We start from the raw sequence: 13,500 nt of genomic DNA, 5'->3' as shown, positions 1-13,500 counted from the left end.
GGGCTTCATCTCACATTACAACCATCGCCGTTGCCATTCCGCTTCGAACCACCTGCCGCCTGCGCTGTTTGAGCAGCAAGCGGCTTAATGCTCCTACAGAGCGGTTCAAAAAAACTGAACCACTACACCGCAGGCTGCGATCTTTTCGGAGCGACGCCGCTTGAAGGTCATCCGCTCGCTTCGGCGCCAGAACGCTGGCAGACTGCCAATCCTTTTACGCCGTTCGTTTTGAGGCTGTATGCCAACGTTTTCTCAACGCCAAGTCTTGTTGTCAATCAGTTGGGTCATCATCTTCGGTGGTTTGTTACTGGTGATCCCGCTGCGATTACTGCCGAGTCTGCTGGCCGGGCTGCTGGTGTTCGAACTGGTCAACATGCTCACCCCGCAATTGCAGCGCCTGATCGAAGGTCGGCGTGCGCGCTGGCTGGCGGTGGCGTTGTTGGGGACGCTGGTGGTCAGTGTGTTGACGCTGATTTTTGCCGGTGCCTTCAGCTTTCTGCTGCATGAAGCGGAAAACCCCGGCGCTTCTCTCGACAAATTCATGGTTGTGGTTGATCGGGCGCGCGGGCAACTGCCGCCGTTCATCGACGCCTATCTGCCCGCCAGCGCTGCCGAGTTCCGTGTGGCGATTGGCGAGTGGGTGAGCAAGCACCTCAGCGACTTGCAGCTGGTGGGCAAGGACGCGGCGCACATGTTTGTGACGCTGCTGATCGGCATGGTGCTGGGGGCGATCATTGCCTTGCAGCGCGTGCCGGACGTGACCAAGCGCAAGCCCTTGGCCGCCGCGCTGTTCGACCGCTTGCACCTGCTGGTCCAGGCGTTTCGCAACATCGTGTTCGCCCAGATCAAGATTTCCCTGCTCAACACCTTCTTCACCGGGATTTTCCTGGCGGTGGTCCTGCCGATGTTCGGGATCAAGCTGCCACTGACCAAAACCCTGATCGTGCTGACCTTCCTGCTCGGCCTGCTGCCGGTAATCGGCAACCTGATGTCGAACACCCTGATCACCATCGTTGGTCTGTCGCTGTCGATCTGGGTGGCCGTGGCGGCGCTGGGTTACCTGATTGTTATCCACAAGCTCGAATATTTTCTCAACGCGCGCATCGTTGGCGGGCAGATCAGTGCCAAGTCGTGGGAGTTGCTGCTGGCAATGCTGGTGTTCGAGGCCGCGTTCGGCCTGCCGGGGGTGGTGGCGGGGCCGATTTATTATGCGTACCTGAAGAGTGAGTTGAAGCAGGTGGGGATGGTTTGATCCCCGATATGTGTTGCATGTTCTGACGCCTTCGCGAGCAAGCCCGCTCCCACACTCGACCGCATTCCATCTGGAGGAACTCGGTCGAGTGTGGGAGCGGGCTTGCTCGCGAAGCAGGCGCCGCGGTCTTTCAGCTCAGTCCATGTTGCCGTAGCGCTTCATCGCTTCAATCGCCAAGCCACTGCCGATGCTGCCGAAGATGTTCCCTTCCACATGCCGCGCGTTCGGCAACATCGCCGAGACGCTATTACGCAATGCCGGAATCCCACTCGAACCGCCGGTGAAGAACACCGTATCGACCTGATCGACTCGCACATTGGCGTCGTTCAGCAACTGGGTCACGCTGTTGCGCACGCGCTCCAGCAAGTTGTCGATGGCCGATTCGAACAGTGCCCGGCTCAACTCCACGCTCAAACCCGGTTCGATGCGGTCCAGCGGCACATGGCGGCTGTCGGCGTGGGTCAGCTGGATCTTGGTTTCTTCTACTTCCATCGCCAGCCAGTGGCCGGCGCGCTGGTCGATCAGCTTGAACAGGCGATCGATACCGCCAGTGTCTTCGATGTCGTAACGCATGCTGCCCAGCGCCAGGGTCGACTTCTGCGAGTACACCGAGTTGATGGTGTGCCAGGTCGCCAGGTTCATGTGGTGGCTGGTCGGCATGTAAGCGCCGCTCTTCATCCGGCTGCCGTAGCCGAACAGCGGCATCAGGCCTTGCAGGCTCAGTTGCTTGTCGAAATCAGTCCCGCCGATGTGCACGCCGCCGGTGGCGAGGATGTCATCGTGACGGTTGTCGTGCATACGGCGTTCAGGGGAAAGGCGCACCAGCGAGAAATCGGACGTACCACCGCCGATGTCGACGATCAGTACCAGCTCTTCTTTTTCGATGGTCGACTCATAGTCGAAGGCCGCCGCAATCGGTTCGTACTGGAACGAAACGTCCTTGAAACCGATGGCGCGGGCCACGTCCACCAGAGTGTTTTCGGCTTCCTGGTCGGCCAATTCATCGTCGTCGACGAAGAACACCGGACGACCCAGTACCACTTCATCGAACTCCCGACCGGCGGCGGTTTCGGCGCGCTTCTTCAGCTGGCCGATGAACAACCCGAGCAAGTCCTTGAACGGCATCGCTGTGCCGAGGACGCTGGTGTCATGCTTGATCAGCTTGGAGCCGAGCAGGCTCTTGAGCGAGCGCATCAACCGGCCTTCATAGCCTTCCAGGTACTCGTGCAGCGCGAGGCGGCCGTACACCGGGCGGCGTTCTTCCATGTTGAAGAAGACCACCGAAGGCAGGGTGATCTTGTCGTCCTCCAGCGCGATCAGCGTTTCCATGCCGGGGCGCAGCCAGCCGACGGTGGAGTTGGACGTGCCGAAGTCGATACCACAGGCACGGGCTGGAGATGCGTTTTTCATGTCTTTCGAGTTCCGGTTAAAAAACGGCCGCGCAGTGTATGTCAGTGCGGCGCAGATTCGAAGGCCGACTATCTGCTAAATCACCACGAATAGCGCCTTGATAAGCTGGCCCGATGCCCCAAACTTGTCTGCATCGACCCTGGCAGCCATTCGGCGGTCGCAAGAACTGCCCACCGCTGCCGATAAACTTCTGATGCGCTGCCCGGTCACAACCTTGAGATCGGTCAACCTCGCGGCTGCCAATAAGCGCATGCTGCCGGTGGTGGCGCGATATCGATAACGGATGGTGATCCTTAGATGGACTTCAAAGACTATTACAAGATTCTCGGTGTGGAACCGACCGCGGACGATAAGACGATCAAGGCCGCCTATCGCAAACTGGCGCGTAAGTATCACCCGGACGTCAGCAAGGAAAAGGACGCCGAGTCCAAATTCAAAGATGCCTCGGAAGCCTATGAAGCGCTGAAAAGCGCCGACAAGCGCGCCGAATACGACGACTTGCGCAAATACGGCCAGCACGGCCAACCATTCCAGGGCCCGCCGGGTTGGCAGGGTCGTGGCGCAGGTGGTTTCGGTGGTGGTCAGGATTCGGGCGATTTCTCGGACTTCTTCAGTTCGATTTTCGGCAACCGTGGTCCTGGTTTTGGTGGTGGACAGTCGGGCCGTAGCGCCGGACGTCGAGGGCAAGACGTGGAAATGGAACTCGGGATTTTTCTGGAAGAAACCCTCTCGAACGAATCGAAGAAGGTCACCTTCCAGGTGCCGCAGTACAACGCTGCCGGCCAGCATGTCAGCAACACCAGCAAAAGCCTGAACGTGAAGATCCCGGCCGGCGTGGCCGACGGCGAGCGCATCCGCCTCAAGGGCCAGGGTGCGCCGGGCACTGGTGGCGGGGCCAATGGCGACTTGTTCTTGATCATTCGCTTTGCGCCGCACCCAAAGTTCGACGTCGAAGGCGAAAACCTGATCATTACCTTGCCGCTGGCTCCATGGGAGTTGGCATTGGGTACTGAGGTGGCAGTGCCTACACTGACAGGCAAGATCAACCTCAAGGTTCCGGCCGGCAGCCAGAATGGCCAGCGCATGCGCGCCAAGGGCCACGGTTTGCTGAACAAGGACGGTCATCGCGGTTATCTGTTTGTACAACTCAAGGCCGTCATGCCTAAAACCTCGGACGACGAGGTCAAGGCGTTGTGGCAGGAGCTGGCGAAAAAAGCGGCTTTCAACCCCAGAGAACACTTCTGATCCAAGAGACGGAGTAGCCCATCATGAGCAACCCCCTGATCGTTCAACTGGACATGGCAGAATTCTGTGAGGCGACCGACCTGTCGGACGTCTACGTGATCGAAATCGTCGAACACGGCATCCTCGAACCTCAGGGCAACCAGCCCAAGGATTGGCGTTTCAACGATTATGAGCTGGCACTGGCCAAGCGTGCCGCCAAGCTGCGGCACGATCTGGAGCTGGAATGGGAAGGCGTCGCCCTGGCGCTGGACCTGCTTGAAGAAGTGCAGCAATTGCGGGCCGAGAACCGCATGCTCAAGCAGCGGTTGGCTCGGTTGGTGGTCGAGTAACTCTGGCGACGCCGTTTCCCTGTAGGAGCATTGATTTCAGATCTTGCGTGCCATCAACCTCTTTGGAAACAAGGGTGTTATATATGTATCGTTTAACCCTTTAATAGTTGAACGATCACGCTATTGAATAGCCGCCGGTCCAGCAGTTTTTTAGTCTTTTATTTCAGGGGGTGCCGCTTAAGCTGATCACTCCTATCGTTACTTTGGTTGTTACATGATGTCTGAATTAAAAGAGTTGGAAGGTATTGAACAAGTTCCAGTTAGTCCAGTTGCACATAAAGGCTCTCACCACGAACGCATTGTCCAGGCACTGCCCCGCGGCATAACAGAAGCGCCGGTGAGTCGACTGTTATCACTGGACGGTTTAAATGATTTAAATACAGCCTTTCCCGATTGGTACATGAATGCGTCGAGCCTCAATCGGCAATACCTCAAGGAACTGGTCGAGGAGCGCTGGCGCTTGCAAGCGAAGGTCGATGGCCCGCTGAAAAATCTGCAACAGGACATTCAGGCGTTCGCCAAACCCTTGCTGTCCACGCTTGTCAGGTCGAACTTCAACACCCATGTCGACGTCAGCCAACTGACGGTGAAGCTGTATGTGCCGGACAAGATTCTCCTGGCGATCGACCGTGGCGCCAGCTATCTGCGCGCATCTACGCTGCTGGAGGCGGCCTTGCACAACTTCGAAGAGCCGGAAACCGCTGAAGATCATTTCAGGAGCGGTTCCGGTGTGTATTCGAAGAACTTCAAAGGAGAGTTGAAACTTGAAGCAACAATGACCACCCAAAAAATCGCCATGTTGTGTCGACGACTGGACTTGGGGGCGCAGTATCAAACCCATATAAAAAGCATTCTGTTGCCGGCTGATCCAAAGGCCAGGCAGCTATTGGAAGAGCATGCGCTGGCCGCGCAGAAAGCGTCCTTTAATCTGGACGCGTTGATGGCTTATTTGAAAAAAGATATCAGCGAGTATGCCTACGGCAAACTTCAACAGGTGCGTGATGGCGGAAGCGACATCACCTTTCATGATCAGTCGCTGCATCGGCATCGGCTCTCGCTGATGGGCTTCGCGTTGCACGGCATCGTGTTGTTCAGTGCGGTGAGCCAGCCGTCCAGGCTCAAGCCGTTGGTCGACGCCTTGACATCCGACGGTCTGAAGTTCTGGAGCGACTGGTCGCAACGCACGCCGATGCTGCCGGGTAGTTATTACGACAAGTACAAACTGCTGCAGTCGTTCCTGGCCAACGGCCCTGCCGGCGTGCATGAGGACATGCTGCGCCGCGAGGATGTTTATCAGCAGAGCCGTTTGGACGGACCGGTGATTGCCTACGTGCCGGACGATCCGCTGCACCCGCTGAAAGAGTACGACTCGCTCGCCGACTTCATGAAGGAGCTGCTCAGCCAACTGCGCGATACGGAGTATCAAGCGTTTTTCAGCCGCTTCGTGGCGCAAAAGGACAAGGGAAAATTCTTCACCCGAGTCAAAGAGCGGCTGACGCGTGTTGTCTGGCAGCAACGCGAGCCGTTGGACATGGGCCCCTGGTGGCGGGAAACCGCAGTCGAAAATCCCACCGCAGAACCCATCACCAACCTGATTGCCGGGGACTTGTGGCAATGGCTGTATGTCGACAAGCGCGATAAAGCCATCGCCGATGCGCGGGTCATCGCGGTGCCGACCGGCGATGAGGATGCCACCACGCGTTGGAAGCGCCTGACCAGCTATCTGGACATTGGCTGGAACGTGTTCAACTTTGTCGGGATGTTGATCCCCGGCGTGGGTGAAGTGCTGTTGGGGGTGATGGTGGCGCAGATCGCCGAAGAACTGCTGGAGGGCATCGAGGACTGGAGCAAGGGCGACCGGGAGGAGGCCGGGGCGCACATCAATGGGGTGCTGATCAACTTTGCCCAGTTGGCGCTGATGGGCGCCGGGCATGTGCTGCCTCGGGGGGCCGTCGCAGCGGTCAAGCCCAGCGCGCTGATCGACAGCCTGCAACCGGTGGAACTGCCCGGTGGCAAGACCCGCCTGTGGAAACCCGACGTTGGGTCCTACGCGCATCCGGTAGCGCTGCCGGACAATGCCGTGCCCAACGACATCGGCCTGATTGAACAGGGCGGCAAGCAGTGGCTGCGGCTGGAGGAAAAAAACTATCAGGTGAGCCAGGACCCGGTGACGGGGCAGCATCGACTGGAACATCCGCAGCGCCGCACGGCCTACAAACCCGTGGTGGAGCACAACAAGGCCGGTGCCTGGAAGGTCGAGACCGAGCGGCCGCTGGAGTGGGAGTCGAAACGGTTGATGCAGCGCATGCATACCACGCTCGACGGCTACTCTGCGCAGACGTTAGGCATGATTCAACACGTGAGCGGGGTAGACGAAAGCCTGCTGCGCCGGTTGCATGTCGAGCATGAAACCCCGCCCGCGCTGCTGCGCGATACCTTCTTGCGCTTCAATACCTATGCCGATGCAGAGCGATTTCCGCAGCACATCGAGGCTAACCAGATTCCCGACGCGATGATCGGCTTTGTGCCAGAGGTCATGGTTGAACTGCCGCGCTGGCCCGAGAATAGGGCGCTGGAAGTTTTCGAGGCGTCGGATCGTTCCGGGACCTCCGTCAAACACGGCAATGCAACGGCATCCGAGCCGATGAAGATCAAGGTCAGTCGTTCCGAATTGGCTGCCGGAAAGCTGCCCGAGCGAGTCATTGAATCGCTGAATGAAACCGAGATCCGCGCCCTGCTTGGCGATGACGTCGTGGTGGGTACACCTGAGCGTATTGATGCGCTACGCAAGCAGTTGGTCGTGCAGGCAGGGAAGCACAAGAAAACCGTATTCGATGCACTTTACAAAAGCCGCGATGTTTCCAGCGACCCTCGTGTGCAGCGAGTGCTCAGTGACGTTCCGGAGTTGCCGGCCAGCGTTGCGCTGGAACTGCTGGAGCATGCCGAGCCGGCCGATCTGCAACACCTGAGCGAAAAACAGCGTCTCTCGCTGCGTTTGCGTCAAGAGGCCCGGGCAGTGCGTGACCGGGTGCGATTGAACCGGGCTTATGAGGGCCTCTACCTTGAAGAGCTGGCCAATGCCGACTCGCGCAGGCTCGAACTGAGCTCCTTGGCCGGCCTGCCCGGGTGGTCCGATGAGGTGCGGATCGAAATTCGCGAGCTGGGGGTTGCCGGGAAACTGCATGCCAGTGTGGGGCCGGAAAGTGCGCCGATCCGCAAGGTGCTGATTCTCGAGGAGGACGGGCGTTACCAGACGCGGGACGCGGATGATCGGCATTTGCACGGCACCGATGAATTCTATGCTTCGGTCTTGCACGCCCTTCCGGATGCGCAGCGCAACGCGTTGGGGTATGACATTCACGAAGGTGCTCGACTCAAGTTTGAAATACAACGTTCACCCCTGAGCCATGATCGGTTCGCGTCGACGTTGCTTGAGCATCCGATTCGTAAACCGGCTTACGACCCACACACCCTGAAGCTGCTCGGGGGGATGGACGGCTATCGGCGTGTTTCCAGAGACATGACGGACCGGCTTCGAATCCGCAGCCTTTACCCGTCGCTCACGGACGCAGAGCTCGACATGTTTATGGAGACCCTGCGCCAGCAACACATACCCGTCGATTTACAGATCCATGGGCTTGAGATCGAATTCAACCAGTTGGTTTCAACGCTAAACCAATGGGTGAAACGTCCCCTCCGGGATTTTCCTTTCAGCCCCAGAGGCGTGGTCGAAAGGGATACCAGAAATGCCATCGCTGGAAAGATCAGGCGTTGCTGGCAGCGCAGCGGCCCAAGGCATCTGGATGGGTACGGAAACGCTATTGGGCAGGTGCTGGACCTGAGCAACCTGGATCTGAGCCCGCACATCGATAGCCTGCCCAAGCTTGCGGCCAACTTCGATCACGTGACGCGTCTGGAGTTAAGCAATACAGGATTGTCGAACATCGAACATCCTGTTCTTCAGTCCTTTCGCAAAGTACGTGCGCTGTACCTGGCTCGAAACAGATTGACCGCGTTGCCATCAAGCCTCGCCGAGATGCCACACCTGAGGGAGCTGGACCTTACGAACAACCGGATTATGCTGAACATCGTCGATCACCAGAGGCTCAAGAACAGTACCTTGCTGACCACCTTGAAGCTGGGTGAAAACCCTCTGGGGTTGTTGCCGAACATCGGTCGCATGCCTGACTTGCATACCTTGGTGCTGACTAATACAGGCGCCACTACCTGGCCGCCCGGGCTGTTTGACCGGCCACGGTTCCGGCACTTTAACCTGGACCTGCGCCGCAACGTGTTGACCCACATTCCGCAGGTTACGCCGGGCACCTGGCATGCCGAGATGCTGGGGCGTACGTGGCTCAGTCGTGGACCCGAGTGGATATCGGCTGAAAATCTGGAAACGCTCAAAGACTACGTTCGGTCGGTGGGCATGGACCCTGAACGTCCTTATCCGCCCACAGGTGTGCTCACCAGTATCCAGTGGGAGGAAGGCTTGACGCGACCTCAGTGGATTGAGAAACAGTACGTCTGGAACGAGGTTGAGGATGAATTCAATTCGACGGATTTTTTTGAAGAAATCAACGCACTCACCCTGTCTGCCGACTTCACCGCCAGCAAGGCCTATCGCGCCGATTTGACAGCCAAGGTCTGGCGAATGCTGGACACCATGGCTGAGAACGCACCATTGCGAGAGCAGTTTTTCAGGGAGGCCAGCGTACGATCCAACTGCGTCGACGGTGCGACACAGCTTTTCAACGTCATGGGCGTGGAGGTGCTGGTTCACGAAACGTTGGCGCTCGGTAACAGCGGTTTGATCGAGGCTGAGCTGGTGAACCTGGCAAAGGGCAAGTCTCGACTGGACGAGCTCGAGAGAATTGCCAGGCGCCACATCGTGGCGCGCGAAGCGGCCGGTGAGCGGTTTCGACGTGAGGATGCCGCCCGCAATGTCACTGGCACCATTGATGAGGTGGAGGTTCACCTGGCCTTCATGACGGATCTGGCAGAGCGACTGGACCTGCCATGGCAGGCACGCGGCATGCAGTTCCGCAAGATCGCAGGCGTCACCAGCGAAATGATCGAGGATGCCTGGCAACGGGTTCTGGGACTGGAGGAGGGGGATATGCTGCGTAACTCGATTGCCGAGCAACCTTTCTGGAAATCCTTCGTCGAGCGCTTGAATCGCTCGCGCTTCAGGGCGATTGATCGCAAGACCATTGCCACCACCGAGTTCAAGGTTGCCCTGGATGAGCGAGCCGACAGCGCAACGCTGTCGCTGGAGGAAAAGGCCGGTTTGAAAGAGCGAATCCGCGTACTGGCGGCTGAGCTTGGTGAGCCGGAAAGTACCTTCGCCCCCGGCCAGATCATGACCGACGAGGCCTATGCCCAAGCGCTGGAAACGATCAAGGCTGAGCGTGAAGCCTTACTGCTGCAGCTGACCCAGGAAGCCATGGACCGGGCGAAACTGAATCGGGTTGAAATACCTTTTACGGTTGCCCCGGGCAACTGATACCTGAACGTCTCAGCCCCGAGTGCCGCATTGTGCACTCGGGGCTTTTGTGCGCTTGAGGTGTCAGAACAGGAAATAGCGCTGCGCCATCGGCAACACCTCGGCAGGTTCACACCACAGCAAAACCCCGTCAGCCTTGACCTGATAAGTCTGCGGATCGACATCGATGCTCGGCAGGTAGTCGTTGTGGATCAAGTCGGTTTTCTGCACGTCGCGGCAACCTTTGACCACGGCGATTTTCTTTTTCAAACCCAATGCTTCGGGCAACCCGGCATCCGAAGCAGCCTGGCTGATGAAGGTCAGGCTGGTGGCGTGCAATGAGCCGCCGTAACTGGCGAACATCGGACGGTAATGCACCGGTTGTGGCGTTGGGATCGACGCGTTGGCATCGCCCATCAGGCTGGCGGCGATGGCGCCGCCCTTGAGGATCAGCGTTGGTTTGACGCCGAAGAACGCCGGGCGCCAGAGCACCAGATCGGCCCATTTACCCACTTCGACCGAGCCCACTTCATGGCTGATGCCGTGGGTGATTGCGGGGTTGATGGTGTACTTGGCGATGTAGCGTTTGGCGCGGAAGTTGTCGTTGCCTTCGCCATCACCGGGTAGCGGGCCGCGCTGTTTTTTCATCTTGTCGGCGGTCTGCCAGGTGCGCGTGATCACTTCTCCGACCCGGCCCATGGCCTGGCTGTCGGAGCTGATCATCGAGAACGCGCCGAGGTCGTGAAGGATGTCTTCGGCGGCGATGGTTTCACGACGGATACGGCTTTCGGCGAACGCTACGTCTTCGGCAATGCTCGGGTCCAGGTGATGGCAGACCATCAGCATGTCGAGGTGTTCGTCGATGGTGTTGCGGGTAAACGGCCGGGTCGGGTTGGTCGAGCTCGGCAGCACGTTGGCAAAGCCGCAGGCCTTGATGATGTCCGGCGCGTGACCGCCGCCCGCGCCTTCGGTGTGATAGGTGTGAATGGTGCGGCCCTTGAAGGCGGCGAGGGTGGTTTCGACGAAGCCCGATTCGTTGAGCGTGTCGGTGTGGATCGCCACTTGGACGTCGTACTGGTCGGCGACGTTCAGGCAGTTGTCGATGCTCGCCGGGGTGGTGCCCCAGTCTTCGTGCAACTTCAGCCCGATGGCACCGGCCTTGACCTGTTCGATCAACGGCTCCGGCAGGCTGGCGTTGCCCTTGCCGGTGAAGCCAATGTTCATCGGGAACGCATCGGCGGCCTGGAGCATGCGCGCCAGGTGCCATGGCCCGGAGGTGCAGGTGGTCGCGTTGGTGCCTGTGGCCGGGCCGGTGCCGCCGCCGATCATGGTGGTGACGCCGCTCATTAGTGCTTCTTCGATCTGCTGCGGGCAGATGAAATGGATGTGCGTGTCGATGCCGCCCGCGGTGAGGATCATGCCTTCACCGGCGATGACTTCGGTGCTGGCGCCGACTGCGATGGTCACGTTCGGCTGGATGTCCGGGTTGCCGGCCTTGCCAATGGCGGCGATGCGTCCGTCCTTGAGGCCGACGTCGGCTTTGACGATGCCCCAGTGGTCGATGATCAGCGCGTTGGTGATCAGGGTGTCGACGACCTCGGCCGCGAGCAATTGGCTTTGACCCTGGCCATCGCGGATGACCTTGCCGCCGCCGAATTTCACTTCTTCGCCGTAGGTGGTGAAATCTTTTTCGACTTCGATCCATAGCTCGGTGTCGGCCAGGCGGACCTTGTCACCGACGGTGGGGCCGAACATGTCGGCGTAGGCTTGTCTTGAGATTTTCATGCGCATGCCTTGGGATTCAATTGTGTTTGAGACCGCTCGCGTAGCTCGCTATCGCAGCCTCGCTGCGCTCGACAGCTCCTACAGGTGTTCACGCAAATTCTCGGTTGCGCCCGGTCTCTGTAGGAGCTGTCGAGCGAAGCGAGGCTGCGATCTTTTGATCTTTAATCGAGATCGCCCATGATCCTGCCGGCAAACCCGAACACCCGGCGATGCCCGGACAGGTCTACCAACTCGACCTCGCGGCTCTGTCCCGGCTCGAAGCGCACGGCGGTGCCGGCGGGGATGTTCAGGCGCATGCCGCGGCTGGCGGCGCGGTCGAATGTCAGCGCATCGTTGGTTTCGAAGAAGTGGTAATGCGAGCCGACCTGGATCGGCCGATCACCGCTGTTGGCCACCTTCAGGCTGAGGGTGCGGCGGCCAACGTTGAGTTCGATGTCACCGGGCTGGATCTGGTATTCACCGGGAATCATCAATGGGCTCCTTGGAGAATCTTGTAGTAGAGGGCGGTCGGTTTGTAGCGACCGCTCGGGTCGCAGGCATAGTCGGGGATTTCGCCGGCGCGGGTGTAACCCAGAGCTTTGTAGAAGTCTTCGGCGGGAGAGCCGGCCTCGGTGTCGAGGTAGAGCATGCCGCGCTTGTGCTGGAGGGCGGCCGTTTCCAGCGCACTCATCAACTGCTGCCCCAGACCCCGACGACGCGCATGTTCACGCACCAGCAGTTTTTGCACTTCGGCGCGGTTCAGGCCATTGGCTTTCTGGCACAGGGTCAGTTGCACACTGGCCTGCACCTGCTCGTCCTTGACCACCACCCACAGCAGCACGTTGCCTTTGTTCAGGTTCTCCTGGACATCATCGAAATAGGCTCGGGCTTGAGTGGCGTCCAGATCGGCCATGAACCCGACGCTGGCGCCATAGCCGACGGCGTCGAGCAACAGATCAATCAAACCCTGACGATAGTGCGCAAAGCTTTCAACATTGACGCGGCGCAGTTGGGCGGCGTTCATGGGCAATTACTCCTTGTTGGCGGTCGGCGGCTCCGCGCCAGGATTAAGGGTCAGTTGCATAAAGGTCAGGTCCAGCCAGCGACCGAACTTGGTGCCCACCTGGGGCATCTGCCCGGTCGTCACGAAGCCGGCTCGCTCATGCAGGCGAACAGAAGCGGCGTTACCGCTTTCGATGGCGGCGACCATCACGTGTTTGTCGCAGCCTTTGGCGCGCTCGATCAACTTGGTCATCAATTGCGGGCCGAGACCATTGCCGCGCTGGTCGCTGCGTACGTAAACCGAGTGCTCGACGGTATGGCGGAACCCGTCGAACGGTCGCCAGTCACCAAATGAAGCGTAGCCCAGCACGGTATTGTCGCCGTCGACGATCACCAGAATCGGGTAGCCCTGGGATTGGCGGGCGCTGAACCAGGCCTGGCGGTTACCCAAATCCACGGCCTGCTCGTTCCAGATGGCCGTGGTGTTGAGCACGGCGTCGTTGTAGATGTCGCGAATCGCCGGCAGGTCGGCATGCGCTGCATCGCGGATGTGGTAAGTCATGGCGCGGCCTCAGGCGATCGGTTGGTGAACGGTGACCAGTTTGGTGCCGTCGGGGAAGGTCGCTTCGACCTGGATCTCCGGAATCATTTCCGGGATGCCTTCCATCACTTGTTCGCGGCTGAGCAGGGTGGTGCCGAAGTGCATCAGCTCGGCCACGGTCCGGCCGTCGCGCGCGCCTTCGAGCAGCGCTGCGGAAATGTAGGCCATGGCTTCCGGGTAGTTGAGTTTCACGCCGCGCGCCAAACGTCGCTCGGCCACGAGGCCGGCGGTGAAGATCAGCAGCTTGTCTTTTTCGCGTGGGGTCAGGTCCATCGTTTGGAATCCATCTGGGCAGATAAAAAAAGTATTCGGATTTGTAAACACAAAACCCTGTAGGAGCGGGCTTGCTCGCGAAAGCGGACTTGCATTCAACATTTTCGGTGTCTGACACACCGCTTTCGCGAGCAAGCCC

General features: G+C 59.2%; 10 protein-coding genes. 4 read left to right on the top strand and 6 right to left on the bottom strand.

The genetic code is table 11. The features are described from left to right. Window positions 1-238: 238 nt before the first annotated feature. Complete coding sequence (locus tag KGB23_RS29530; RefSeq protein WP_223433627.1) at window positions 239-1,252, top strand: AI-2E family transporter; 1,014 nt, start codon at window positions 239-241, stop codon at window positions 1,250-1,252. A 135-nt stretch (window positions 1,253-1,387) separates the two neighbouring features. On the opposite strand, the gene KGB23_RS29525 is transcribed toward KGB23_RS29530, so the two are convergent. Continuing rightward, complete coding sequence (locus tag KGB23_RS29525; RefSeq protein ID WP_223433626.1) at window positions 1,388-2,662, bottom strand: Hsp70 family protein; 1,275 nt, start codon at window positions 2,660-2,662, stop codon at window positions 1,388-1,390. Between the two features lie 297 nt (window positions 2,663-2,959). Here KGB23_RS29525 and KGB23_RS29520 point away from each other — a divergent pair, with 297 nt between their 5' ends. The 3 genes from KGB23_RS29520 (at window position 2,960) to KGB23_RS29510 (ending at window position 9,742) form a co-directional block, all read left to right on the top strand. Beyond that, window positions 2,960-3,907 (top strand): DnaJ C-terminal domain-containing protein, encoded by a 948-nt coding sequence (locus tag KGB23_RS29520; RefSeq protein WP_223433625.1) that lies wholly within the window; start codon window positions 2,960-2,962, stop codon window positions 3,905-3,907. A 23-nt stretch (window positions 3,908-3,930) separates the two neighbouring features. Further along, window positions 3,931-4,236, top strand: coding sequence for a chaperone modulator CbpM (locus tag KGB23_RS29515; RefSeq protein WP_046044790.1), 306 nt, complete (start codon window positions 3,931-3,933; stop codon window positions 4,234-4,236). Between the two features lie 400 nt (window positions 4,237-4,636). Then, window positions 4,637-9,742 (top strand): NEL-type E3 ubiquitin ligase domain-containing protein, encoded by a 5,106-nt coding sequence (locus KGB23_RS29510; RefSeq protein ID WP_223433624.1) that lies wholly within the window; start codon window positions 4,637-4,639, stop codon window positions 9,740-9,742. A gap of 63 nt (window positions 9,743-9,805) precedes the next feature. Here the strand turns inward: KGB23_RS29510 and ureC are convergent, their stop codons facing one another. The 5 genes from ureC to ureA form a co-directional block, all read right to left on the bottom strand. Further along, a complete protein-coding gene (gene ureC, locus KGB23_RS29505) occupies window positions 9,806-11,506 on the bottom strand; it encodes an urease subunit alpha (protein WP_223433623.1) in 1,701 nt (566 codons plus the stop codon). A gap of 161 nt (window positions 11,507-11,667) precedes the next feature. After that, window positions 11,668-11,976, bottom strand: coding sequence for an urease subunit beta (locus tag KGB23_RS29500; protein ID WP_223433622.1), 309 nt, complete (start codon window positions 11,974-11,976; stop codon window positions 11,668-11,670). Then, on the bottom strand, window positions 11,976-12,509 hold the full coding sequence (locus KGB23_RS29495) for a GNAT family N-acetyltransferase (protein ID WP_008146492.1): 534 nt from the start codon (window positions 12,507-12,509) through the stop codon (window positions 11,976-11,978). Before KGB23_RS29495 ends, KGB23_RS29500 begins: the two co-directional genes overlap by 1 nt. 6 nt (window positions 12,510-12,515) lie before the next feature. After that, window positions 12,516-13,049 (bottom strand): GNAT family N-acetyltransferase, encoded by a 534-nt coding sequence (locus tag KGB23_RS29490; protein ID WP_223433621.1) that lies wholly within the window; start codon window positions 13,047-13,049, stop codon window positions 12,516-12,518. Between the two features lie 9 nt (window positions 13,050-13,058). Beyond that, window positions 13,059-13,361: an urease subunit gamma gene (ureA, locus tag KGB23_RS29485; RefSeq protein WP_033055605.1), complete on the bottom strand. Its 303-nt coding sequence runs from the start codon at window positions 13,359-13,361 to the stop codon at window positions 13,059-13,061. Window positions 13,362-13,500 lie beyond the last annotated feature (139 nt).

This window comes from Pseudomonas sp. GL-B-26 (genome assembly GCF_019947405.1).
Taxonomy (GTDB): Bacteria; Pseudomonadota; Gammaproteobacteria; order Pseudomonadales; family Pseudomonadaceae; genus Aquipseudomonas.
The sequence above is the reverse complement of the archived record's forward strand: the minus strand, read 5'-3'. Positions and strand labels throughout refer to the sequence as shown.